Origin of the sequence: Streptosporangium sp. NPDC049248 (assembly GCF_040678965.1) — a bacterium.
Classification (GTDB): Bacteria; Actinomycetota; Actinomycetes; order Streptosporangiales; family Streptosporangiaceae; genus Streptosporangium; species Streptosporangium fukuiense.
On record NZ_JBFAQY010000002.1, the window covers coordinates 26,419 to 50,432 of the forward strand.

At 71.4% G+C, this 24,014-nt stretch carries 19 protein-coding genes; 7 read left to right on the forward strand and 12 right to left on the reverse strand.

Annotated elements, in window-relative coordinates:
* Positions 1 to 127: 127 nt before the first annotated feature.
* Positions 128 to 868, forward strand: coding sequence for an alpha/beta hydrolase (locus AB0K21_RS04060; RefSeq protein WP_364147679.1), 741 nt, complete (start codon positions 128 to 130; stop codon positions 866 to 868).
* Positions 861 to 2,042, forward strand: a complete 1,182-nt coding sequence (locus AB0K21_RS04065; protein WP_343966611.1) for an acyltransferase — start codon at positions 861 to 863, stop codon at positions 2,040 to 2,042. Before AB0K21_RS04060 ends, AB0K21_RS04065 begins: the two co-directional genes overlap by 8 nt.
* 34 nt (positions 2,043 to 2,076) lie before the next feature.
* Here the strand turns inward: AB0K21_RS04065 and AB0K21_RS04070 are convergent, their stop codons facing one another.
* Genes AB0K21_RS04070 through AB0K21_RS04090 form a run of 5 tightly spaced genes read right to left on the reverse strand, consistent with a single transcriptional unit; the run spans position 2,077 to position 7,292 of the window.
* Positions 2,077 to 2,949: an STM4011 family radical SAM protein gene (locus tag AB0K21_RS04070; RefSeq protein ID WP_343966692.1), complete on the reverse strand. Its 873-nt coding sequence runs from the start codon at positions 2,947 to 2,949 to the stop codon at positions 2,077 to 2,079.
* A gap of 38 nt (positions 2,950 to 2,987) precedes the next feature.
* Positions 2,988 to 4,361, reverse strand: coding sequence for an STM4012 family radical SAM protein (locus AB0K21_RS04075; protein WP_364148360.1), 1,374 nt, complete (start codon positions 4,359 to 4,361; stop codon positions 2,988 to 2,990).
* A gap of 29 nt (positions 4,362 to 4,390) precedes the next feature.
* A complete protein-coding gene (locus tag AB0K21_RS04080; RefSeq protein WP_364148363.1) occupies positions 4,391 to 5,197 on the reverse strand; it encodes an STM4013/SEN3800 family hydrolase in 807 nt (268 codons plus the stop codon).
* A 32-nt stretch (positions 5,198 to 5,229) separates the two neighbouring features.
* A complete protein-coding gene (locus tag AB0K21_RS04085; protein WP_343966613.1) occupies positions 5,230 to 6,345 on the reverse strand; it encodes an STM4014 family protein in 1,116 nt (371 codons plus the stop codon).
* A complete protein-coding gene (locus tag AB0K21_RS04090) occupies positions 6,342 to 7,292 on the reverse strand; it encodes an STM4015 family protein (RefSeq protein WP_343966615.1) in 951 nt (316 codons plus the stop codon). Before AB0K21_RS04090 ends, AB0K21_RS04085 begins: the two co-directional genes overlap by 4 nt.
* Before the next feature lie 115 nt (positions 7,293 to 7,407).
* Here AB0K21_RS04090 and AB0K21_RS04095 point away from each other — a divergent pair, with 115 nt between their 5' ends.
* On the forward strand, positions 7,408 to 8,835 hold the full coding sequence (locus AB0K21_RS04095; RefSeq protein ID WP_364147684.1) for an MFS transporter: 1,428 nt from the start codon (positions 7,408 to 7,410) through the stop codon (positions 8,833 to 8,835).
* A gap of 6 nt (positions 8,836 to 8,841) precedes the next feature.
* Here the strand turns inward: AB0K21_RS04095 and AB0K21_RS04100 are convergent, their stop codons facing one another.
* Positions 8,842 to 10,074, reverse strand: coding sequence for a cytochrome P450 (locus AB0K21_RS04100; protein WP_364147687.1), 1,233 nt, complete (start codon positions 10,072 to 10,074; stop codon positions 8,842 to 8,844).
* Between the two features lie 95 nt (positions 10,075 to 10,169).
* Here AB0K21_RS04100 and AB0K21_RS04105 point away from each other — a divergent pair, with 95 nt between their 5' ends.
* Together AB0K21_RS04105 and AB0K21_RS04110 are read left to right on the forward strand one after the other, a co-directional pair.
* The gene (locus tag AB0K21_RS04105; RefSeq protein WP_364147689.1) at positions 10,170 to 11,591 is read left to right on the forward strand and encodes an FG-GAP repeat protein; all 1,422 of its coding nucleotides are present in this window, start codon (positions 10,170 to 10,172) and stop codon (positions 11,589 to 11,591) included.
* A gap of 39 nt (positions 11,592 to 11,630) precedes the next feature.
* Positions 11,631 to 12,845 carry an ROK family transcriptional regulator gene (locus AB0K21_RS04110; RefSeq protein ID WP_343966619.1) on the forward strand — a complete coding sequence of 405 codons (1,215 nt, stop codon included), beginning with the start codon at positions 11,631 to 11,633 and terminating at the stop codon, positions 12,843 to 12,845.
* A 111-nt stretch (positions 12,846 to 12,956) separates the two neighbouring features.
* Here the strand turns inward: AB0K21_RS04110 and AB0K21_RS04115 are convergent, their stop codons facing one another.
* The 3 genes from AB0K21_RS04115 to AB0K21_RS04125 all read right to left on the reverse strand — a co-directional run bounded on the left by AB0K21_RS04115 (position 12,957) and on the right by AB0K21_RS04125 (position 16,063).
* Complete coding sequence (locus AB0K21_RS04115) at positions 12,957 to 13,475, reverse strand: hypothetical protein (protein ID WP_343966621.1); 519 nt, start codon at positions 13,473 to 13,475, stop codon at positions 12,957 to 12,959.
* Between the two features lie 43 nt (positions 13,476 to 13,518).
* Positions 13,519 to 15,075 carry an alkaline phosphatase D family protein gene (locus AB0K21_RS04120; protein ID WP_343966623.1) on the reverse strand — a complete coding sequence of 519 codons (1,557 nt, stop codon included), beginning with the start codon at positions 15,073 to 15,075 and terminating at the stop codon, positions 13,519 to 13,521.
* A gap of 154 nt (positions 15,076 to 15,229) precedes the next feature.
* On the reverse strand, positions 15,230 to 16,063 hold the full coding sequence (locus tag AB0K21_RS04125) for a hypothetical protein (RefSeq protein WP_343966626.1): 834 nt from the start codon (positions 16,061 to 16,063) through the stop codon (positions 15,230 to 15,232).
* Between the two features lie 433 nt (positions 16,064 to 16,496).
* On the opposite strand from AB0K21_RS04125, the gene AB0K21_RS04130 reads away from it, so the two are divergent.
* Together AB0K21_RS04130 and AB0K21_RS04135 are read left to right on the forward strand one after the other, a co-directional pair.
* A complete protein-coding gene (locus AB0K21_RS04130; RefSeq protein WP_364147693.1) occupies positions 16,497 to 18,926 on the forward strand; it encodes a carbohydrate-binding module family 20 domain-containing protein in 2,430 nt (809 codons plus the stop codon).
* A 410-nt stretch (positions 18,927 to 19,336) separates the two neighbouring features.
* On the forward strand, positions 19,337 to 20,335 hold the full coding sequence (locus AB0K21_RS04135) for a helix-turn-helix domain-containing protein (RefSeq protein WP_343966631.1): 999 nt from the start codon (positions 19,337 to 19,339) through the stop codon (positions 20,333 to 20,335).
* A 99-nt stretch (positions 20,336 to 20,434) separates the two neighbouring features.
* Here AB0K21_RS04135 and AB0K21_RS04140 read toward each other — a convergent pair whose 3' ends face one another.
* From AB0K21_RS04140 to AB0K21_RS04150, 3 genes are all read right to left on the reverse strand, one after another.
* Positions 20,435 to 21,091: a hypothetical protein gene (locus AB0K21_RS04140; RefSeq protein WP_343966633.1), complete on the reverse strand. Its 657-nt coding sequence runs from the start codon at positions 21,089 to 21,091 to the stop codon at positions 20,435 to 20,437.
* A 152-nt stretch (positions 21,092 to 21,243) separates the two neighbouring features.
* Positions 21,244 to 22,989 carry an ABC transporter ATP-binding protein gene (locus tag AB0K21_RS04145; RefSeq protein ID WP_343966635.1) on the reverse strand — a complete coding sequence of 582 codons (1,746 nt, stop codon included), beginning with the start codon at positions 22,987 to 22,989 and terminating at the stop codon, positions 21,244 to 21,246.
* A complete protein-coding gene (locus AB0K21_RS04150; protein WP_343966637.1) occupies positions 22,986 to 24,014 on the reverse strand; it encodes an ABC transporter ATP-binding protein in 1,029 nt (342 codons plus the stop codon). The genes AB0K21_RS04145 and AB0K21_RS04150 overlap by 4 nt, the downstream gene beginning before the upstream one ends.

Consider the following 24,014-nt stretch of genomic DNA (forward strand, 5'->3'; position numbering starts at 1 on the left):
TCGTTCGCCGGGTGAGCCCGCCTCACCCCCGAGAGTGATCGCGAAGACGACTCCCCGGGGTGATGCGATCGACGAACCGCGGTTCCTAACGTCCTGTTCGATCCCGCAGATCGGACAGGAGGCTCGTATGTTCCGCCGTACGCTCGTCGTGGCCGTCGCCACGGCGCTCGCCTACGTGACGGTCCCGCCGCCCGTGGGCGACCGGGTGGTCCGGGTCTACGGTGATCTCGCCGCGGCCGAGTACGTCGCGGTCATCGTCCCCGGGGCCGACACCACGGCCGCCACCTTCGACGGCGGCAGGGCCAAGCGGTACAGCACACCGGGAGGAGGGGCGCGGGCGGTGCTGGCCGAGGCCCGGGCGCTGGATCCGGGGGCGAGGCTGGCGGTGGTCGCCTGGCTCGGCTACGACAGCCCGGCGACGCTCAGCCTTCGCGTGACGACCGGCGGGGCCGCCGAGCGGGGCGCGGTGGAGTTGCGGCGCTACGTCACCGGAGTTCTGGGGGGCAAGCGGGTCAGCCTGCTGTGCCACAGCTACGGCTCGGTGGTGTGCGCCGGGGCCTTACCCGCCTCCGGCGTCGCCGACACGGCCGTCTTCGGCAGCCCGGGACTGGGCGTCTCCTCGGCTGCCGAGTTGGGCGGTACCCGTCTTTGGGTGGGCAGCGGCCCTCTCGACTGGATGCGCGAGGTGCCCAAGCTCCGGATCGGCCCGTTCGGCTTCGGCCCCGATCCCGCCGCCCCGGCCTTCGGCGCCCGCCCGTTCGGGACCGAGGCCGCCGGGCACAGCGACTATCTCAAACCGGGCACCGAGTCACTGCGCAACCTGACCCTGATCGCCCTCGGCCGGGGCGGCGAGGTTTCCGGTGGCTAGTCTCACGGCCGGGATCGAGGCGGCCACCCCGGCGGGCCGGGACAGGGGGGTGGACGCGCTGCGGGCGCTGGCGATCCTGGGTGTGGTGCTGGGGCACTGGCTGGTGACCGCGTGGGCGCCGGGCCCGGCGGGGGCGGTGTACCTGGCCAGCCCGCTCAGCCACCTGCCGGCGCTGACACCGCTGTCCTGGGTGTTCCAGACCCTGGCGGTGTTCTTCTTCGTCGGCGGCTACGCGGCGGCGCGTGGCCTCCGCTCGGCGGCCCTCAGGCCGGAAGGCGCTCCAGCGGGGGCGTGGCTGCGGGCCAGGATGGGGAGGCTGCTGGGGCCGGTGGTGCCGCTCGCCCTGATCTGGACGGGAATCGCGACGGGGATGGCGCTACGCGGGGCGCCGGTGGGGCTGATCAGGTCGATGGTGCTCCCGGCGGTGGGGCCGCTGTGGTTCCTGGCCGTCTTCGCCGCGCTGACCGCGGCCACTCCCCTGCTGCTGCGGCCGCATCCGGCTGTCACGGCCGCCGTGGCGTTCGCGGTGGTGCTCGGGGTGGACCTGGCCAGGTTCCGGCTCGGCGGTCCCGCCTGGCCGGGATGGGCGAACCTGGTGGCCGGCTGGCTGGTGCCGTACGCGCTGGGGATCGCCTGGGCGCGCGGCCTGCTCGGCTCGCGCCGGGTGGCGGTGGGTCTGCTGGCCGGCGGGGCGGCCGGGGCGGTGCTGCTGGTCGCCGGGTTCGGGTATCCGGCGAGCATGGTGGGGGTGACCGGGGCCGCGGTCTCCAACCTGGCGCCGCCCACCCTGGCGGCGGTCTGCTTCGGGCTCGCCCAGGTGGGGGCGGCGCTGCTGGCCCGCGCTCCGCTGGCCCGGCTGATGCGGCGTCCCCGGCTGTGGGCGGCGGTCGCGCTGGCCAACCTGTCGGCGATGACGCTCTTCCTGTGGCACCAGACCGCACCGGCCGTGATCGCCGTCGCCGCCCTGCGCCTCGGCGACGTTCCCGGCCTGCTGGCCGTGCCGGACGAGCCGGTCTGGCTGCTGCACCGGCTGGCCTGGTTTCCGGTGTTCGCGGCGGTTCTCGCGCTCGCCTGGCTGCCGGGAGTCATCCGGAGGCGGCTTGAGGACAGGGGGCGTCAGCTGCTCGCCGAGGCGGCGCGGCTCCTGCGCCGCCGTCGCCGCCGTTGTCTCTGACACCATGTCATGCCCGGCCGTTCGTCACCCGACCTCAGCGGGCGGGGATGCGTTCCAGGACTCCCCCGGCGAAGACGTCGTAGAGGCCGGTCGTCTCCAGGTGCACGTAGCCGATGTGGCAGTCGCAGATCGCCGCCGGGCACGCCGTGGCCTTCGGCCTGAACGTGCCCTCGTAGAGGTTTCCTAGCACGGCCGGGACGAAGTGGCAGCGCCGCACGGTGCCGTCGCCGTCGACGGAGATCACGCTGTCGCCGGTGCGGCAGGGCAGCCCGGCGCTCCGGTGCGGTGTCCGGCTGTACCGGAAGAGCGGATCGATCGCCGTCCAGTCGGCGGCCTCGTCGTCGGTGTAGGCGGCGCCCTCCGCCGCGTTCACCCAGACGTAGACCTCCGCGGGCAGGTCGGCCCGGATGCGGCGGGCGTGGCCGAGGTGTTCGGGCAGCCCGACGACGCCGACGCTGAAGCGGACCCCGCGCGCGACCAGGTCGCGGCAGCGGGTGAGAAAGCGCTCGTGGGTGACCTGGCCGGGGTGGTAGGTCGCCCAGAGGGCGAGCGTGTCCAGGTCGGCCTCGGCCAGCCAGCCGGACCGGTGGCTGAGGTTGGTCTGGATGGCGACCCGCCGCACATGCGGGAGGTGGCTCAGCTCGACCATCGCCCGGCGGTACCACGACCGGACGAGGCCCTCGCCCCACGGGGTGAACAGCACCGAGACCGGATGGTCCCGTCCCGCCACCCAGGCGGTGAACCGTTCCAGTGCCGCCCGGTCCCGCCTCAGCTGCTCCGGGTTGTCGCGCCGCTTGGCGAACGGGCAGTAGGGGCAGTCGTAGTCGCAACTCGCCAGCGGTCCCCGGTAGAGGATCGTCAGGTGACCGCGACCCCGGTCATCGGGCCCGCCCGGCAGCAGCGGCAGGCGCCGGGTTCCGGCGGCGGATGAGCCGGCCAAGCCTGTCACCGTCCCTCGTACCGGGCCATCAGCGCGCGGACCCTGCCGGAGAACAGCGCGGGGCCGATCGCGTCGGAGCGGGCCAGCCCCTCGGCGGTGAGCCGGAGCCGTCCGGGCCGCGCCCCTTCGCCGCCCGGCGGCGGCGCGTCACGCTCCAGCAGGCCCCCGGCCGTCAGGCGCTCCAGCTCCTCGCCGAAATGGGCCTCGACCCCGGCTCCGAAGCGGGCCCGGTAGGCCGCGTGGTCGAGCCCGTCGGCCTGGAGCAGCGACTGGATGAGGTGGCGGCGGCGCCGCTCCTCCTCGTCCAGCCGGAAGCCCACGTTGGCGACCGCGAACTCCCCGGGAGCCAGGCGCACGTAGTCGTCGATGATCGCGCGCACCTGGCCGGCGCCGACCGCGTACTCGTGGGAGTAGTGCAGATGAGAGGTGTAGGAGCGGGCACCGCAGCCGAGGCCGACCATGCCGTCGCTCTGGCAGCTGTACTCGGCGGGGCTCGACCGCCCCGGCAGCCGGAACATCCGCATCGAGATCTGCTCGTACCCGGCGGCGAGCAGATGGTCGCGGCCCTGGCGGTAGAGGGTGAGCCGGTGGTCGTCCCAGTCGCGGGCACGGCGGCCGAGACCGGTGAGCGGGCGGACGTACAGGGGGTAGAGGTAGATCTCCTCGGGCTTCCAGGCGAGCGCGGCGTCCAGCGAGTAACGCCAGGACGCCTCCGTCTGCCCGTCGATGCCGTAGATCAGGTCCAGGTTGAGCGTCTCGAACCCGGCCTCGCGGATCCGGCTGAGCGCCGTCTCCACCTCCTGCCTCCTCTGCGACCTGGCCGCCGCGCGGGCCTCGGCGTCGACGAAGCTCTGCACGCCGATCGAGATCCGGGTCGTCCCCCGTTCGGCCAGGACCGCGAGCCGGTCGGCCGTCGCGGTGGCCGGGGAGGTCTCCACCGCCATCGGGACCGCCCGCAGGTCGGCGCCCATGACCCGCTCGGTGAGGTCGAACATCCGGGTGAGCTCGGCGGCGTCGAGGTAGGTCGGCGTGCCGCCGCCGATGGCCGCCGCCACGAAGCGGGGAGCGTTCAGGGCCTCGCGTACGGCACCCGCCTGGCGTTCCAGCGCACCGAGATAGGCGTCGACCAGCTCGGCGGGAGCGCCGGTGCGGGTGAACAGGTTGCAGAATCCGCAGCGCATCTCGCAGAACGGGATGTGCAGGTAGAGGAAGAGGCGGTCGACGGGCTCCCCGGCCCACACCTCCGCCAGTGGCGGACGCGGATCGAGCGGCCGGTAGGCGGTCTTGTGCGGATAGGCGTAGACGTAACCCTGGTACGGCCCCGCATCGGGTGAGGTGGCGTCCGGCGGCGGCGCGGGTGCGCCCGGCCCGCCGTCCACCACCTCCGGTGTCCGGCCAGAACTCGGAGTCAACGCCACTCCCCCCGCCGCATCGTGAACTCACCGTAGGGCACGGTCCAGACGACCTCGTGACCGATCCGGTGCCCGACATATCCATCTTCACCGTAGGCGGTGCCGTGATCGGAACAGACGATCGCGAACCCCGGCCGCCGTTCGCTCATCAGCGAGAAAAGCCTGCCGATGTGCCGGTCGACGTGCTCGAGCGCCGCGGCGTGGCTCCGCCTGCTGTCACCGTGCTCGCGAGTGGCGCCCGGCAGGTGGAACCAGTTCGGCTGGTGCAGGGCCGAGACGTTGACGAACAGGAACACCGGGCCGTCCACCCGCGCGACCACCCGCTCGGCGCACGCGATCTGCGCCTCGAACGAGTCCGGCGAGGTCACCCCGAATCCCGGCTCCCAGTGGCTCTCGGCGAACATCGCCGGCAGCGCGGACCCGAGCGGGGTCAGCTTGTTGAAGAACCCCACCCCGCCGACGCAGACCGTGTGGTAGCCCGCCCTGGCCAGCCCGCCGGGCAGATCGGGCGCGTCGAACACCCAGGTGTTCGGGGCCGTGGTCTCGCTCCCGGGGAACGCGGCGGCGAACGGGCGGGGATGCGGCCCAGGCCTGGCGGGGGTCGGCAGGAAACCGGCGAGGATCGCCGCGTGCGCCGCGTAGGTGAAGCTCCCCGGGCTGTGCCTGCGCTCCCAGCGTCCGCCGGGCAGCGCCCGCGCCAGCGTGGGCAGCCGCCCCGCGGCCAGCAGTTCCTCCGCCACGTCGTACCTGAGCGTGTCGAGTGTCACCAGCAGCAGGTCGTGGCTGCCCACGATCTCGTTCATGTCGCGCACCGGCCCCTCCTTCGCCCCCGGGGTCACCGGACCGCCCGGGTCGCGGTTCTCCCCGCCCCCTGCGGCGAGTGCCGGGCGAGGATCGCGCGGACCTGGGCGCCGTAGGTGTCGAGGCCCTCCGCGCCACTACCGGGCAGGCCCTCCAGCCGAGGCAGCAGGTCGCCGAACGCGTTGACCTCGGCCACCGCGAGATCGTGCCAGTCGGCCCCGACCATCAGGTCGACCCCGACGGCCAGGCTGCCGGGGAAGCAGGCCGCCGCCCGCGCGCAGACCTCCAGAACCCGCTCCCATCCCTCGGGGCCGAGTCCGGCCCTGACCTCGCCGAGGTCGCCGCGCAGACCGCCGAGGTGCAGGTTCGTCATGGGCCCCCGGCTCGCACGGACGACCGCGTGAGTGGGCCTGCCGTCCACGACGACCACCCTCAGGTCGATCGCGCGCCCGCCGAGGCTCGCCTTGGGAAACCATCGCTCGACGTGCAGCCCGTCTCCGGCCAGCGCCTCGACGATCGCCACCAGGTCGGACTCGTTCTCGTAGCACCTGACCCGCAGGGAGTTGCGCAGCCCCCCACCGGTCAGCTCCGCCGAGGTCACCGCCCTGACCCGGTCGCCCGACGCGTGCAGGGCGACGATCCCCGAGGCCGACGAGCCATGGGCCGGTTTGACGAACACCCGCCCCCAGCGGGCCTCGCCCATCCGCTCGCGCAGCTCGGCATAGCCGCGGATCGGTCCGGGCAGCGCGGGCGGCACCGGCACCCCGGCCTCCGACAGCCTGGCGTGGCAGCGCCGCTTGTCGAACATCACCGAGACGTCCTCGACGTCGGCGAGCAGCACGGCCCCCGGAGTCCGGGCGACGGCCTCGCGGACCCGCGCCGCCCCGGCGACGAACGCGGCGTGCCAGCGGGCTCCGCCGCCGACCCGGGACGGCTCGCCGGCTCCGCGCAGCAGTTCGTCCGTCTCCGCGTCCTCCCCGGGCGAGTCGATCCGGACGAGCGTCTCCGGCTCGATCCGGATCTCCGCGCCGCGCAGCACGGACGTCCACGGCAGCACCGCGGGCTCGCGCAACCCCTGCCGGACGCAGGCGTCGGCGAACATGGTCACCCGCCGCTCCCCCGGCGTGCCGACGACGGCGAGCGCGGTCATTCGGAGACCGCGACGTAATACCAGTCGTCGTCGGGCTTCTCCTGTTCGGAGAGGTCGAGCTCGACGCCGGAGAACGCCGTCCTGAGGCGCTCGACCATGGCGTCGCTCAGGAAGTGGTGGTGCAGGTCCAGCCGCCTGAGGTGGGCCGGCGACCCGCTCTCCAGCAGCGCCTCGGCGCCCGCGTCGGTGAGCGTGCCCATCGACAGCGCGAGCGACTCCAGCCGGGCCAGCACCGGGGCCGAGGCGACGGCCGCGGCGATCTCGTCCTGGATCTCGCTGTCCTGCAGACCGAGATGCCTGAGCGCGGGCAGCCGCTCGCCGGACAGGATGGCCTCCAGGTCGGCCACGGTGGTGTCTCCGCCGTAGTTCTCCGACCCGAGCCAGAGCTCCAGGTATTCGAGCGCGGGAAAATCGCTCCCACCGACCGCTCTGGCCACGGCCGGAGGCAGGCCGCCGGTCTCGAACCGGAGGATTTTGAGGTTGTCATGCCGGACGGGCCGCAGCTTCAGCTCGGTGCCGCCGCGCACCTCCAGCCGCTCCAGCAGCGGGAACGCCTCCAGCAGCGGGGTGACGTCGCTCTGCACGATCCAGGAGATCTCGCACTCCTCCGACGGCATCGCGCCGAAGAAGAGCGAGCGCAGCTTGGGAAGGCGCGCCGCGTGCTCGGCCAGCAGCCGGATGGGGCCCGAGGCGTCGACCTCGTAGGCCTCACCCCAGCCACCGACGATGATCGCCCTGACCTCGGTGGTGTCGACGGTCTCGACGAAGCGCGCGAAGTGCTCCTCGAAGGTCTCCTTGGCGTCGTGGACGCGGACCGAGAGTCGCCACGCCGCCTCCCCCGCCGCGGGCATGGGCGCCCCCGGCGGGCGCAGGCTCACGATGGGCAGGCCCGCGTACTCCCCACGGTAGAGACCGTCGACATCGTCGTTGAACTCGCTGTAGTCCATCGGAGACTCCCGTCAGGCGTGACACGACAGAACCTGTCCTATCAGAGGTGCACGACACTTCAAGAATCATGTGCGCAGGTCAGACAGATGTGAAAGCTCGGCGATGATGGACCGCATGGACAACGGTCACATCCGTCTCAATTCCGCGGCGGGGCGCTGGGTTCTGCTCACCACGGTGCTCGGTTCCGGCATCGCCCTGCTGGACGGCACGGTGGTCAATGTGGCACTGCCCGCGCTCGGCGCCGATCTCGGCGCCGACATGGCCGGTCTGCAGTGGACCGTCAACGCCTACACCCTCACCCTGGCGGGCCTGATCCTGCTGGGCGGCTCGCTCGGCGACCGGTACGGCAGGCGCAGGATCTTCCTGATCGGCGTCGTCTGGTTCGCCCTTGCCTCCGCCCTGTGCGGCCTGGCGCCCAACGTGCAGACGCTGGTCGCGGCCCGCGCGCTGCAGGGCATCGGCGGGGCGCTGCTGACCCCCGGCGCCCTGGCCATCATCCAGTCCTCCTTCGGCCGTGAGGACCGCCCCAGGGCGATCGGGGCGTGGTCGGGGCTGGGCGGGGTGGCCTCGGCCATCGGCCCGCTGCTCGGCGGGTGGCTGGTGGAGACGGCCGGCTGGCGCTGGGTGTTCCTGATCAACCTGCCGCTGGCCGCACTCGTCGTGCTGGTCGCCCTGCGGCACGTCCCGGAGAGCAGGAACACCGAGGCCGCCGGCCGGTTCGACGTGCTCGGCGCGGCGCTGGCGGCGCTGGCACTGGCCGGGATCACCTACGGCCTGATCGGCCTGGAGGTCGTCCCGATCGTGGTGGGCGTGCTGCTGGGCGCCGCGTTCGTCTGGCTGGAGATCAGGCGCTCGCCCAGGGCGCTGGTCCCGGTCGAGGTCTTCGCCTCCAGGGTGTTCACCGCCGTCAACATCGTCACGTTCGTCATGTACGCCGCGATGGGCGTGGTGTTCTTCCTCCTGGTGGTCCAGTTGCAGGTGTCGTCGGGCTTCTCCCCGCTGCTGGCCGGGTCCGCGATGATCCCGGTGACGATCCTGATGCTGCTGCTGTCGTCGCGCGCGGGCGAGCTGGCCAGGCGCGTCGGGCCCCGGCTGCCGATGACGGCCGGCATCCTGGTCTGCGCGGGGGCTTTGCTGCTGATGTCGCGGATCGGCCCCGGCTCGTCGTACGTGGTGGACGTGCTGCCCGTGACGACCCTGTTCGGCCTGGGCCTGTCGGCGGCGGTCGCGCCGCTCACCGCGACGGTGCTCGCCACCGCCGACGAGCGGCACGCGGGGGTGGCGAGCGGGGTGAACAACGCCGTCGCCAGGACCGGCGGGCTGCTCGCGGTGGCCGCGATCCCTCCGCTGACCGGGCTGACCGGTGACGCCTTCGACTCCCCCACGATCTTCACCGCCGGATTCCACACGACCATGCTGGTCAGCGCGTCGATGATGGGCCTGGCGGCGTTGCTCACCTTCCTCACCGTCCGGGAGAACGTGCTGATCCGCTCGGAGCCGAAGACCGGCTGCCCGGTGACGGCTCCCCAGCCGGGCAGGTGACCGTCCTCAGAAGGTGAACGCCTGGCTGCGGACACTGTTGTCGAAGTTGGACACCAGCAGTTCCGGCTCGCCGACCGAGCGGATCTCGGGCAGCCGGGTGAGCAGCTCGCGGAACATCGCCCTGATCTCCTGCCTGGCGAGGTTGGCTCCCAGGCAGAAGTGCGGTCCCGGACCGCCGAAGCCCACGTGGGGCTTGGTGTCCCGGGTGATGTCGAACCGGTCGGCGTCCGGGAACACCGTCTCGTCGCGGTTGGCCGAGCCGTAGAAGAGCACCACCTTGTCGCCCGCCTTCAACTGCAGGCCGCGCAGGTCGTAGTCCTCGGTGACGGTCCGGCGGAACTGCATGATGGGTGAGACGTAGCGGACCATCTCCTCGATGGCGCCGCCGATGTGGGCGTCGAAGTCGTCTGTCAGCAGGCGCCGCTGCTCGGGGTTGTCGGTCAGCAGCTTGATACCGTGCGCCATGGTGTTGCGGGCTGTCTCGTTGCCCGCCACGAGCAGGAGCGTGAAGAACGATCCCAGCTCCCTGTCGGTCAGCCTCTCACCGTCGACGTTGGCGGTGACCAGCGCGGAGACGAGGTCGCTGCCCGGTGTCCCCGAGCGTTCCCTGCCCAGGTTGATCACCAGGCGCTGCAGGGCGAGCAGCGCGAGCGTGTTCTGGGCGGCCATCCTGACCGTGTGCGCCAGGCTGGGCCGCACGCCGGAGTAGGCGGTGGAGATGTCGACGTGCTGGTGGACCCTGGCCCGCACCTCGTCGGGGATGCCCATCATGTCGCAGATGACGTGGATGGGCAGCCGGGCGGCCACCTGGGTGACGAAGTCGCCGCCGGGCCCCGAGGCCGTCACGTCGTCGACGATCCGCGCGCACGCGGCGTCGATGTCGCCCTGCAGGTTGCTCAGCATCTTCGGGCTGAACGCGCGGGAGACGATGCGGCGGAGCCGGGCGTGCCGGGGGTCGTCCATGTTGACCATGGACTCGCCGAACACGTGCTTGACCCAGCCGGGCGGCTCGGGGCTGGTCACGCCGGGCTCGCTGGAGAACACCTTGGCGTTGCGGCTGGCCTCCACCACGTCGGCGTGCCTGACCAGCGCGTAGAAACCCCTGCCCGAGCGGAGCAGCGGCACCCGCTTCTCCTCGAAGAACACCGGCCGGTCGAGATCCCGAAGCCGCGCGAACGCCTCATGCCGCTCCTTGAGCGGCCGCCGCCAGAATCCCAGGTCGGCCAGGTCGATTTCCATGCTTCCAATCCTGGCACGTTCTTTACCCGTACCGGCCACGTGAATTTCATATCCTTGTGGGTCGCGTGTCCGAATTATCGGAAATCATCGCGGTTATGAGAGCCGTGTTTCTCGTCTCCATCGCCCTCACCTCCCTTCTGGTCTCCACCTCCCCCTCCTCGGCCGTCTCCGGCGCGAGCGCCTGCTCCGGTGTACCCTCCGACTTCGACGGCGACGGACGGGCCGATCTCGCGGTCGCCGCGCCCCACACCCGCTCCGGCGGCCACGCCCGCGCGGGGGCGGTCACCGTCCTGTACGACCTGCGCACCCCCCACAGGCTGACCCAGGACGAGCCCGGCGTGCCCGGCGAGAGCGAGACCGGGGACGCGTTCGGCTCGGCGCTGGCGACCGGCGACTTCGACGGCGACCGCTGCGCCGACCTGGCCGTGGGCGTCTCCGAGAAGAACCGGTCCCGGCCGGGAGCCGACGGCGACGGAGTGGTGCTGTTGTTCCACGGCTCGCCGGGCGGCCTGCGGCCCGGCAGGGTGATCGACGCCGGGGATCTGGGCCGCGAGCGCGACTCCGGCCGGTTCGGGGCCGCGCTCACGGCGGGGGACCTGGACGGAGACGGGGACGACGAGCTGGTGATCGGCGCCCCGGGGCTGGGCGGCGGCGCGGTCGGGGTGTACGGGTTCGGCGGACGCGAGCCGTACACGATCACACAGAGGACCGGCTGGGTGGGACAGCCCGAGAAGGAGACCGACCAGTTCGGCGCGGTGCTCGCCACCGGCGACTTCGACGGCGACGGACGGGCCGAGGTCGCCGTGGGCGCGCCCGCGGACACGGTCCTGAGGAACGGCCAGGGCTCGGTCACCGTGCTCGACGTCCGGCGGCGGAAGGCGACCCTGCTCACCCAGGACAGCCCGGGGATCAGCGGCCGCGCCGAGGCCTGGGACTTCTTCGGTGAGGCGCTGGGGGCCGGGGACTTCGACGCCGACGGCCACGCCGACCTGGCGATCGGCGTACCGGGCGAGGGCCTGACCGAGAACCAGCGGGCGATGGACTACGGCGACGGCACGGTGCACGTCGTCTACGGCTCCCGCGCCGGGCTGCGCACGACGGTCTCGGAAGCCTGGTCGCAGCGCTCCCTGAAGGGGGAACCGCGCTACTTCGACCGCTTCGGCGCCGCCCTCGCCGCCGGAGACCTCAACGGCGACGGCGACGACGAGCTGGCGATCGGGGTGCCGGGCGAGAACGCCGTCCAGGTGCTCGCGGGTACCCGCTCCGGCGGGCTCACCAGGAGCGGCAACCTGCTGATCACCGGCGAGGGCGGCGACTTCGGCGGGGCCCTGGCCACGGTCGCGGGCCGCGGTCTGGTCGTCGCCGCCCCGCGCGACGGCAGGCTCACCCTGCTGCGCGGGACCGTGCGGAAAGGCCCCTACCCCGGTATCCGCCCGTCGACGGCGAGGACACTGGCCACCGCCGCCAAGGACACCCTGTTCGGTTACGCCCTCACGAACTCGTCCTCGCCCCGGTAGACGACCGTTTTCTTCGACGCGCTACCTAAGATGATGGTCATGTTCGACGCACAGCACAGGACCGTCCGCGACCTACGCCGAGGCAACCGGGCGATAGTGCTGCGCGCCCTCTACTTCGAGGGACCCGCCAGCCGCCAGGAGCTCAGCGAGACCATCGGGCTCAGCCCGGCCACCGTGAGCAACGTGACGGGAGACCTGCTGGCGAGCGGGACCATCGTCGAGGCGGGCCTGGCCGACTCCGACGGAGGCAGGCCGCGCGTGCTGCTACGGGTCAACACCACCCACGGCTACGCCATCGGCGTCGACGTCGGCGAGACGCACGTGCACGTCGAACTCTTCGACCTGGACATGAACCGGCAGGCCAGGGCGGAGTACGCGCTCCGCCCGACCCGGCACGACGTCGATCTGGTCGTCCGCCACATCATCGAGGGCATCGAGGTGGTCCTGAACGAGAGCGGCGTGCCCGCCGAGCGGGTGCTCGGCGTGGGGGTGGGCGTTCCCGGCGTCGTCGAGACGGGGCCCGACGCCCTGATCCACGCCCCGACCTTCGGGTGGGACGCGGTCCCCCTCGGCAGGCTCCTGCGGGCGGGCACCGACCTGCCGCTCTTCGTGGACAACGGCGCCAAGTCGATGGGGCAGGCCGAGCTGTGGTTCGGCGTCGGGCGCAGGGCCAGGCACGCCGTGGTGGTGCTGATCGGCTCGGGGGTCGGGGCGAGCATCATCACCGACGGGACCACGTACCTGGGGGCCAACAGCAGCGCCGGCGAATGGGGCCACACGAAGATCATGGTCGGCGGGCACCGGTGCCGCTGCGGCGGAGCGGGCTGTCTGGAGGCGTACGTGGGGGCCAGGGGCATTCTGGAACGTGCCGGGGTCTGGACGGAGAGCGTCGACGAGCAGGCCGCGCTGGCCGAACTGGTGGCCGGCGACTCCCCCGTCATCGACGAGACCGTCACCTACCTGGGCGTCGGCCTGGCCAACCTGATCAACCTGTTCAACCCCGAGCGGATCATCATCGGCGGCTGGGCCGGCGTGCTGCTCGGCGAGCACCTGCTGCCGAGGATCAGGAAGGTCGCCGCGGACAACTGCCTGGCGCAGCCGTACAAGACGGTCTCCATCGGCCTGGGCCGCCTCGGCGTCGACTCCGTCGCACTGGGCGCGGCCACCCTGGTGATCGAGAACTTCCTGCAGACCGGCACGACGTCAAAGCCGAACGGCACTCCCACCCGTCCCCGGAAGCGCGCCGGGATCTGACCGTTCGCTCCGGCGGAAGGCGGGTGGCGGCGCCGGCGCCGGTTCCAGGTGACGGGTCCCGGGGCCGGGAGGCCGGAGAGCCCGGCCGCACGCCCCCGGTCCACCGGGAGGCTAACGGATACGCGTTCTGGTCTTGATGGTGTAGCGAATCTCCTTGTGGAGCTTACGGATGTCGGCCTTCCCGTCGGTGGTGACGATCGCCCCGAATTTGGCCGTGGCGGTGCCCCGGCGCGAGCCCGCCCAGGCGCGGACCTGTACCGTCGTCGAGTCGCCCCTGTCCAGGGAGGTGACCCAGCACGACAGGTCACGGCGCTTGACGGAGCACTTGACGCTGCGCGGCTTGGAGATCACCTTGATCTTGCGGAACCGGGTGGAGAAGTCTCCGACGAGCGCCACGTAGTGCTGGCCCTTGGCCTTGGCGTTGCGGACCTTGATCGTGTAGACGAGGGATCCGCCCCGGCGGACGTGCTTGGGGAAGGAGATCACGTACCTGAAGTCGTTGGGCGCCGCGGTGGTCGCCACGGCGGATAGGGCGGATCCGGCGGCTGGGGCGGGACTCTGGACGAGGAGGGTGCCGCACAGCGCCACGGCGAGAGCCGCGGCGCTGAGCCTCGTGGTGAGGGGACTCATAAGCGGCATCATCCAACAACTTTGCAGAAATTCCTCTGGCGCTTTAGGTCAGTGCCGTCTGTCCTGCCGGAATGGTGAACCGGGCGCCGGTCTTCGCCGGAGCGCCGCGCCTGCTGATGTGGTCGAGCGTGCGGAAATCGGCGTGCAACTCCTGTGCCGTGACCCGGCAGACGATGTAGCCGCGCCGCTGGTCGAGGTAGGAGATGTGCGGGTTCTCGGCGATCGTCGCGGCGATCCGGCTCTCGTCGCGATAGCCGTCGCCGTCGCTGGCGATCGAGGAGGTGACGAGCTCCACCGCGACCCGGGGCGAGTCCGGGTCGTCGAAGTCGAGCCTCAGGTCCGCCGCGTGGTGCATGTGCGCGTCTCCGGTCAGCACCACCGGATTGGCCGCGCCCGAGTCCCGGAATCCGGTCAGCAGGCGGGTGCGCTCGGCGGCGTAGCCGTCCCAGGAGTCCATGTTGACCTCGGTGCCCGGCCCGACCTTGGAGTCCCGCTGGGCCATCAGGATCTGCTGGCCGACCAGGTTCCAGCGGGCGCCGGAGCTCGCGAGGCCGTCGAGCAGCCAGTTCCGCTGGTCCGCGCCGAGCAGGGTGCGGCCGGTGGCCAGCCTGTCGTCGCAACCGGACCTGAGCCCGTCCTCACAGGCCTGGTCGTCGCGGAACTGCCGGGTGTCGAGCAGGTGGAAGCGGGCCAGCGGCCCCCAGTCCACCCGGCGGTGGACCCGCATCGACGCCCCGCCGGGCACGCTCGCCCGGCGCAACGGCATGTTCTCGTAGTATGCCTGGAAGGCGTTGGCCCTGCGCCGGGCGAACGCCGGGTCCCCGGAACTGGAGACCTCTCCCGCCCAGTTGTTCTCGATCTCGTGGTCGTCGAAGGCCACCAGCCACGGCGCGACCGCGTGCGCCGCCTGCAGGTCGGCGTCGCTCTTGTACTGCGCGTGCCGCGTCCGGTAGTCGGCCAGCGTGGCGCAGGTGCCCGAGGTGTGCTGCCGCACGCTCCCGGCGAGGGCCGTGTACCCCCGTGGCGCGTACTCGTACATGTAGTCGCCCAGGTGGACGACCAGCTCGGGATCCTGCTCGGCCAGCCTCCGGTATGCCGTGTAGAAACCGTGCTCGTAGTGGGCGCAGGCGGCGACGGCGAAGGTCAGCGGGGACGATGAAGACACAGTGGACACGGCGGACGGGGCGGTGCGGGTGCGGCCGGTCGGCGACAGGTGGCCCTCGGCCCGGAAGCGGTAGAAGTACTCCCGGCCGGGCTCCAGGTGATCCACCTCGACGTGGACACTGTGCGCCCGCTGCCGGCGCGCGGTCTCGGTACCCGCGCGGACCACCCTGGCGAACCGCTCGTCGGTGGCGAGCTGCCATTCGACGTCCACGTCCCTGGTCGGCATCCCGCCCCGGCCGTCCGGGCCGAGCGGGTCGAGGGCGAGCCTGGTCCACAGCACGACGCCGTCCGCCGACGGGTCTCCGGAGGCGATGCCGAGCGTGAACGGGTCGCGAGCGAGGGTCCGGGCCGGGCCGTGCCCAGCCCCGGTGAGCAACAGGCCGCCCGCACCGGCGGCGGCGGAAAGAAACACTCTGCGTGACAGCTTCTGCTCCACACCCCCAGTGCAGCCGCTCCAGCTTTCCCCGCCATGACCTGCGCATCAAGGCCGGATGAACAGCCGTCGCACAGGCGAGTGCGCTACCCGCGATGGTCGAGCGGGGGACATCGAGGCGAAGGCCGGGCTCCCCATGGTGGCCGCGGCGGTCGGCTCATCCCAGGTAGGGCTTGAGGTGGGAGTTGAGGGCGCCGCAGCCCAGGTATTTCTCCGCGGTGTGGAAGTCAAGCCAGTCGAGGTTGACCAGCGCCTCCTGGTCGACGCCGGTGAAGCAGGTCCGCAGCCCCGGCGGGATCGCCGCGATGTCGTCCTTGTCGGCGATGTTCACCCACCGCCTGACCTTGCGGGGCCGCTCGCCCCAGCCGTTGACCGGTGCGGGCATCAGGCGCTCGAAGATCACATTGCGCATGCCCAGCGGGCTGCCCAGGGTGATCAGCAGGTCGACCTCCAGGTCGGGGTTGGCCCAGAGCGTCTCGTAGGTCACCACGCTGCCCAGCGAGTGCGCGATCACCACCTTGGGCCGGTTCCGTCTGATCACCTCGGCCACGGCCGCCCTCGACTTCTCGCGCGCCTCGCTCCCGGCCGCCATGTAGGCGGCGACCTCGGGACAGAAGAAGTTGGCGAAGTCGACGGCGTTGCTCTGCAGCCGGTCCAGCAGCCAGCCGGTCATCCGGTGCAGGGCGCCGGTCAGCCCCTCCCCCACCGAGTCGAGTTGCTTGGCCCAGGCGACGAAGACCTCCTGGGCGCCGACGTTCATGCTCCGCACCGCGCGTGGAGAGTCGTCCTTGCTCTCACCCAGCAGGTGGGCGTAGTAGGCGATCTCGGTGATGTAGCGCTCCTTGGCGTACGGCTTGCCGCCGGTCAGGCCCTTGTGCAGGTAGCGGTCCCACTTGTCGCGCATCGCGGCGGCCGCGCCGCCGACCGAGTTACCCGCGTCGCGGTAGTAACGGTACTTACCGATACCGTGCACCCCGACGATCGTGTCCATCCGCCCCCGCCTCCTGTGTTGGACGCCCGGTTCTCCCGGGTGTCGGTGACATACGCCCCCGCGAGCAACTGTGGCGGAACCGGGCCCCGCACCACAAGACCGTGGCGGCACCGCCGAAAGCCGTCACCGGACCTGTGGTCCGTAGGTCGTCGCTTCGGGTCCCGCCCGCCCTGTTCCGCCGAACCCTGGAAGAGCACCACGCCCCGGCGTCACCCGCCGGAGACCGGTGGCGACGGCGTCCCGGTTTGCCGACACCGTGCTCGGGTCACCGGTGACGCTGGAATGTAAGCGACGGCTCTGTTACCGGCAAGTTTCATAAATCTTGCTGAAAGCTATTGAAATCCTTGCAGGGATCAAAGATTGTTCTGCTACACGGACGGCCGTCCTCCGCCTCAAAGCGCACCTTCGTCCTCGGAAGTAGGTCCATCCCCCCATGGAACGATCTAGGTCACGCCTGCGCAGCAGAATCCGTCATGTCCTCCTCGCCGCCGCGGTCGCCATGTGCGGCGTCACCCCGGTGACCGCCGTGGTCGCCGTGCCTCCCGCGAACGCCGCCGTCACGTTGAACGACAGCGAGGTGACGGCCAACCTGTGGGAATGGAACTGGAAGTCCGTCTCCGCGGCGTGCACGAACCATCTCGGACCTGCCGGGTACGGCGCGGTCCAGGTCGCGCCGCCGCAGGAGTCGGTCAGCCTTCCCAACAGCAGTGACGGGGTACATCCGTGGTACGAGGTGTACCAGCCGGTCTCCTACAAGCTCGACTCCCGGTTCGGTGACCGGGCCCAGTTCGCCTCGATGGTGACGGCCTGCCACAACGCGGGCGTACGCGTCTACGTGGACGCGGTCGTCAACCACATGGCGGGGACGAACAACCCCGGCGGCGTGACCGGCTACGCCGGAACGTCCTTCACCGGCTACAGCTACCCGGCCGTCCCGTACGGCAACGGCGACTTCCACCGCCCGGGCGACAACTGCCCGACCGGCGGCGGCATCAACGACTGGAACAACGAGTCCCAGGTGACCAGCTGCGAGCTGTTGTCGCTGTCGGACCTGTACACCGAGAAGGAATCCGTCCGCAACAAGATCGCGGCCTACCTGAACGACCTTGTCGGGCTCGGCGTCGACGGATTCCGCGTCGATGCGGTCAAGCACATCAAGAAGGAGGACTTCGCCGCGATCCTCAGCAAGGTGAACAACACCGTCGCCGAGAACAAGCGCCCGTACGTCGCCCAAGAGATCTTCGACGGCGCCGGCAACGACAACCTCAAGGCACGGGCGTTCATCGGCAACGGCGACGTCCTGGACTTCGCCTACGCCAAGGGCATCAGGGCCAACTTCCAGGGATCGATCTCCAACCTCGCCGGCATCGGCAACTGGAACCTCGACGCCCCCAGCGCCAATGTCTTCGCCATGGTCACCAACCACGACCTGGAGCGAGACGGCGTCGTGCTGTCCTACAAGAACGGCAGCGACTACACCCTCGCCAACTACTTCGTGCTGGCCTACCCGCACGGCAAGCCCTCGGTCTACGACAGCTTCACCTGGTCCAACCGCAACCAGTCCCCGCCGGCCAACGGCAGCGGATACGTGACCGACACCTCCTGCGGAAGCAACTGGAACTGCCTGACCCAGTCCACCGGCATCAAGGGCATGGTCGGCTGGGCCAACGCCGCCAAGTCCGTCAAGTCCGTCTCGGACTTCAAGGCCGTCAACGGCAACGTCATCGGCTTCCGCCGCGGCGACCGCGCCTGGATCGGCATCAACGACTCCGGCAGCGCCGCCACCGCCGAGTTCACCACCGGCCTGGCCGACGGCGAGTACTGCGACGTCATCTCCGGCGCACCCACCGGATCCGGCTGCAGCGGCACCACGGTCACCGTCTCCGGCGGCAAGGCCACCGTCACGATCCCCGCCAACAACGCGGTCGCCGTCCACGTCAACGCCAAGGCCACCACCAGCACCGTCAAGGTCGCCACCACGTTCACCGTGACGGCCTCCCTGTCCGCCGGCCAGACCCTGCACGTCGTCGGCAACACCCCGGCGCTCGGCGGCGGCGACCCCGCCGGCTCCGTCGCGCTCACCGCGAACGGCGGCGGCCACACCGCCGAGGTCCAGCTCCCGGCCTCGACCGCGATCTCCTACAAGTACCTGATCAAGAACGGCTCGACCGTGGTGGAGCAGGAGAGCGCGAACCGGACCTTCACCACTCCCGCGAGCGGCACCCACGCCTGCACCGACACCTACATCCCGCCGTCGGCCACCGACGAGATCGCCACCACGTTCACCGTCAGCGCCACCCCGGCGAGCGGCCAGGACCTCTACGTGGTCGGCAACCTCGCCGCCCTCGGCTCCTGGGCCCCGGCCGACGCGGTCAAGCTGCCCGCCCAGGGCGGCAACGTGTTCAGCGCCGTGATCGACCTGCCCAAGTCCACCGCGGTGGAGTACAAGTTCATCAAGAAGACCGCCGCGGGTGCCGTGACCTGGGAGTCGGGTGCCGACCGCACCTTCACCACCCCGGCGAGCGGAACCCACACCGTCGCCGAGACCTTCCGCGGCGACACCGTCACCTCCCAGGTCGCCACGTCCTTCAACGCCAACGTCACCACCTACTACGGCCAGAACGTCTTCGTCGTCGGCAATATCCCCGCACTCGGCGGCTGGAACCCCGGCCAGGCGATCGCCCTGTCCTCGGCCGACTACCCGATCTGGCGGGTAGCGGTCAACCTGCCTCCCAGCACCGCCGTCGAGTACAAGTACATCAAGAAGAACCCCGACGGCACCGTCACCTGGGAGTCCGGTGCCAACCGGACCCTCACCACCCCCGCGAGCGGAACCCACACCAGCAACGACACCTGGAAGTAGTCTCCGGTCAGACCGGCGGCGGCCGGACCTTTAAGGTCCGGCCGCCGCCGGCGTTGACAGCACGGATCACCCATGACCTGTCGGCCTGTTCACCTATGGGCACAGCCGGGGCAAGCGGTGATCGAGGCGTTCGCTGACCACATGCTCGATGCCGTTCGGACGCCAGTAGTGCTTTGTCAGGCGGTTAGGGCGGTCTTTGCCGGCAGGTGAGGCGTCGGCCTGCGCGAGGGGCGGAGCAGGAGGCCGGCCGGAACGGCGGGAGCGCAGGCGGTCGGGACGCCGTTGGTCTTGCGGCCGGGACCAGGGTTGTGGACCCTTGGACAGTGGCCGAGAGCGTAGAGGCAGTGTGCGATCACTCGTACGGAACCTCCTGGATCCACCGTACGGTCGAACAGAGCCCTGTGGTCTCCGTGTCCACCGACCTCGTGCCGAGGAAGGATCGCCTGGAGTGGTGGGCGCACATGTCCGGGCACGAGATCGTGCCCACGTCGCTTTCCACCGAACACGCCGACGACTTCCACGGCAGGGCGCACTCCGTCGACCTGGCGGGCGCGCGGGTGTCCGAGTTCACGGTGTCGCCGATGACGGGCCGGCGCACGCCGACCCACGTCAGGCGGCACGACCCCGAGAGCTACCAGCTATTCCTGGTCCACGGCAGTCCGGTACGGCTGGAGCAGCGCCGCAACGTCTCCTGCCTGGAGGCCGGCGACATCGCGCTGTTCGACACCTCCTACCCCTTCGCCACCGACTTCCTCGACGTCGGCCGGCTCACCCAGGTGACGTTCCTGTTCATACCGCGGGACGCACTGCCCCTGCCCCGGAGCCATGTGGGGCGCCTGCTGGCGCACAAGCTCCCCGCCCGGACCGGTACCGGGGCGATGCTGGCCCGCTACCTCACCGGCCTGCGCGAGCACGCCGCCGACTGCGACCCGGCGGAGTTGCCCCGGCTGGGCACGATCGGGCTCGACCTGGCCGCGGCATTCCTCGCCGGCCGCCTCGGCGCCGACCACGCCCTGCCGGCCGAGAGCCGTCACCGGGCGCTGGCCGCGCGCATCGACGCCTTCATCGACCACCATCTCGGCGACCCCGACCTGGGGCCCTCGGCCATCGCCGCGCACCACCACATCTCCGTGCGGACCCTGCACGTGCTGTTTCAGCGACAGCCGGAGACCGTGAGCGCCACGATCCGCCGGCGCAGACTGGAACGCTGCCACGCCGACCTCACCCACCCGCGGCTGCGGAGCCGGCCGATCGGCGAGATCGGCGTCCGGTGGGGGTTCAGGACCGCAGCCGAGTTCAGCCGCGCCTACCGCGCCGCCTACGGCATGAGCCCGCGAGACCGTCGCCGGCAGATCATCGCCGAAGACGAGGACGGGGTGAGGCGTTCTACCCGGTCGCGGGATGCGTGAGCCGGCCTTCGCCGGCTTCCTCGACCATGCCCCCGGTACGCGGTCAAGCGTGTCGCCCCACGGGCGTCCCCGGACGCCGAGCGTCCGGGGACGAAGCTGTTACTTGATCTGCTCGTACCCGCCGCCGGAGTCGGCGGTTTTGGTGCCGCCGGAGAACTTCACCCAGGAATTGGTCGGGGCCGCATGGTAAACGGGCACGGTATGCAGGGGCGTGATCTCCTCGTTCTTCACCACTCCCGCTCCCTTTACGTCCACCGCCGACCAGACCAAGGTACGTGTGCCCACGTCCTTGGTCTTGAACGTCACCGCGCAGGCGTTCTGCTTGCTGGAGTTGTAGAGCAGGTAAGCGACACCACCGGTGAACGAGGCCCGGCGCTCGACCTGGTAACCCGGGCCGCAGACCGTGGCGGGCGTTTCGGTCGTCTGACGGGAAGCCGAGGCGGTGGTGGCGGTGAAGATCACCGCGGTGCCGAACGCGGCCGCGATGACCGCGCCGATCGTCGTTTTTCTGAGACTCATGATCTTGATCTCCGCGTGAAATGCCGTGCGTGACAGTTGTTCATAAGGTGACGCGCAGGCAATTTTGCGACGCCGGATTCCCCATGTCGTTAGCGCAGAGCGCAGGATGTATTGGCGATGGGCGCAGGCCGCCCCGTCGGCCGACGGCTGGGCCGTGTCGCTACCGTTGCCGATCCTGGCCGACTTCATGATCGGCGCGGTGGCCTGCGTGCCCCAGGCACCGCTGCCGCCCGGCATGGCCGGCCGCCCCGCCCTCGAAGCGGCAGGTCACCTCTGCGCCAACGAGCCGACCCCCGATAAGGACGCTCAACCAGCCGGCGTGGTCTTCGAGGCTTGGCACGCCGAGGCGGATGAGCCTGCGAGAAGGTCGCCGCCTGGCCGCGCCGTGTCTAGCGGTCGGCTTCGCCCGACCAGGCCTGCCAGAGTTCGGTGTACGGCCCGCCGTGGGCGAGCAGTTCGGTGTGGGTTCCCTGCTCCACCACGGTGCCTTCGTGCAGAACCAGTATCCGGTCAGCCGTCTCGGCCTGGGTGAGCCGGTGGGCGATGACGAGGGAGCCTCGGCCGTCTGTCGCCGCGAGCGCGGCTTTCTCCAGGTCGCGGGCGCCGGCGGAGCCGGCTTCCGCGGTCGCCTCGTCGAGGACGACGAACCAGGGGTCGGCGAGCAGAACCCTGGCCAGCGCGATCTGTTGTGCCTGGTTGGGGGCGAGCGGCTGCCCTCCGTCGCCGATCCGGGTGTCGAGACCACCGGGGAGTGCCGCCGCCCAGCCGTCGGCGCCCACGGCCCGTAGCGCTTCGAGCAGTCGCCGGTCGTCCAGGTCCGGGGCGGCCAGGGTGAGGGCGTCTCGCAGGGTGCCCGCGAAGACGTGGACGTCCTGGCTGACCAGGGCGACCCGGGTGCGGATCGCCCTGGGGTGCATGCTCTCGTAGGGACGGCCGGCCAGCGAGACCGAGCCGCCTGTCGGTGTCAGGACACCACGGGCGATCGCTCCGAGTGTGGTCTTGCCCGCGCCGGTGGCGCCGACCACGGCGATCCGTTCGCCGGGGGCGATGGTGAGCGAGGTCGGGGCCAGCACCGGGCGCCCGGGTGTGTAGGAGTGGCTGACGGAGTCGAGCGCCAGCGGGCCTGGCTCAGCGGGAGCGCTTTCCCGCTGAGCGGGACGCGGGAGTCGGGTGACGCCCACGAGGCGGGCGAGGGCGGCGCCGGTCGACTGCAGCGAGTCGAAGATGAGCAGCAGCGCGCCGATCGGGTTGAACAGCCGGTGGAAGTAGAGCGCGGCCGCGGTGACCGCACCGACAGATGCGGCGTCCGCGCGCACCAGCAGGAATCCGGTGGTGAGAACCGAGCCGAGCCCGATGAGCTCGGCCCGGTTGGACCTGCCGAAGAAACGGGTCAGCAGCCGGAACACCGTGAGGCTCAGGTCCTTGGCCCGCGCCGAACGATCATCGATGATCTTGAGCTGACGGCCCTCGTGGCCGAAGGCCCGCAGGGTCGCCGCACCGTGCAGGCCGCCGACGAGCGCTTCGGTCAGCTCGCCCCGGGCGATGCGTTCCTCGCGGTAGAGCGGACCCGAACGGGGCAGGTACCAGCGCAGGCCCAGCACGTAGAAGGGCGCCGCGACAAGTCCTGCGAGCCCAAGCCGCCAGTCCAGGGCGAACAGGCCCACCGAGGTGAATCCGACCAGGACCACCGAGTTCACCAGCAGGGGCACGATCTCGCCCAGGGAGTCCGCCACGGCGCGGGCGTCGTCGCCGACCCTGGAGATCAGGTCACCGGCCCCGGCGACCTCAAGCCGCTGGGCGTCGAGGTGCAGGGCCGTGTCCAGGACCTCCTCGCGGAGCTCGGCGAGCGCCGGCTCGCCCGCGCGGGCCAGGAACGCGATCGAGGCCGTGGTGAAGAGGGCGCCCAGCACCGCGGCCACGGCGATGGCCGCGGCGTACGGCGTGATCGACGCCTCGCCGGCGACGACGGCGTCGACGATCCGGCCGAGCATCCACGGCGGCACCAGGGCACACAGGCCGACCAGGACGAACGAGACCGTGGCGGCGGCCAGCGGCCGTCGGTGCCGGGACACCAGCCGCAGGGCGATCCGGAAGGTGTCGCGCCAGGACGCGATGGGGAGCAGTTCGTGGGTCATCGCAGCACCAGCTCACGGTAGTCCGGTTCCGTGGCCAGGTCGCGGTGGGCGCCCTCGGCCGTCACTTTGCCGTCGCGGACCAGCAGGACCCGGTCGCACTGTGCCAGGAGCGCGGGTGAGCAGGTCACCAGCCAAGTGGTCAGCCGGGACCCGGGCCGGTGCCGCAGGCCGCGGATACCGGCGGCGATCCGGTGTTCGGTGACGGCGTCCACCGCGGTGGTGGGATCGTGCAGCACCAGGATCGGTGCCCGGGAGGCCAGAGCACGGGCGAGCGCGATGCGCTGGCGCTGCCCGCCCGAGTAGGCGGCCCCGTCGGAGGTGACCGGCCGGTCCGTGCCCGCGGGGTCGAGAGCGGCGACGTCGGCGGCGGCGGAGGCGGACAGGGTCGCGTGGAGCTCGTCGTCGTCGAGCGCGAGGGCCGGGTCGATGTTGCTGCGGAGGGTTCCCTCGAACAGGTCGACGTGGTGGGGACCGGCCACCAGGTGCGCGCGCCGGGCCGGGATCGAGAGCTCGTCGAGCGGGACGCCGTCCAGTGTGATCGAGGCCGAACCGGTGGCGAAGGCGTCCATCAGCTCGCCCGCGCACGCGGGGTCCTCGATCGCCAGGCCCAGCAGCTCGCCGGGCCGGGAGAGGACGCTCAGATCCGACAGGTGCCGACCGGTCAGGCTTTCCAGGCGCAGCACGGCGCCGGTGGCGGGAAGGGTCCGGGCCCCGGTCTCGACCAGGGGCGGGCCGGCGAGGTAACCGGCGACGCGTCCAGCGGAGGCGTGGGCCTGGGCCACCTGGGCGCCGATGCCGCCGACCACCTCGATCGGTTCGGCGAGGTACTGGGACAGGCCGACCACCATCACGAGCTCACCGACGGTGATCTCGCCGGCCAGCGCGAGGTCCCCCGCGAGGAACGCGACCAGGGCCAGGAACGCCATGCTCAGCAGGGTCGTCAGGCCGAGCATCGCACCGTGGGAGTCCGCGCCGCGGATGCCGGCGATCCGCGCCTGACGGCTGACCCGCCGGCGGCCGTTCAC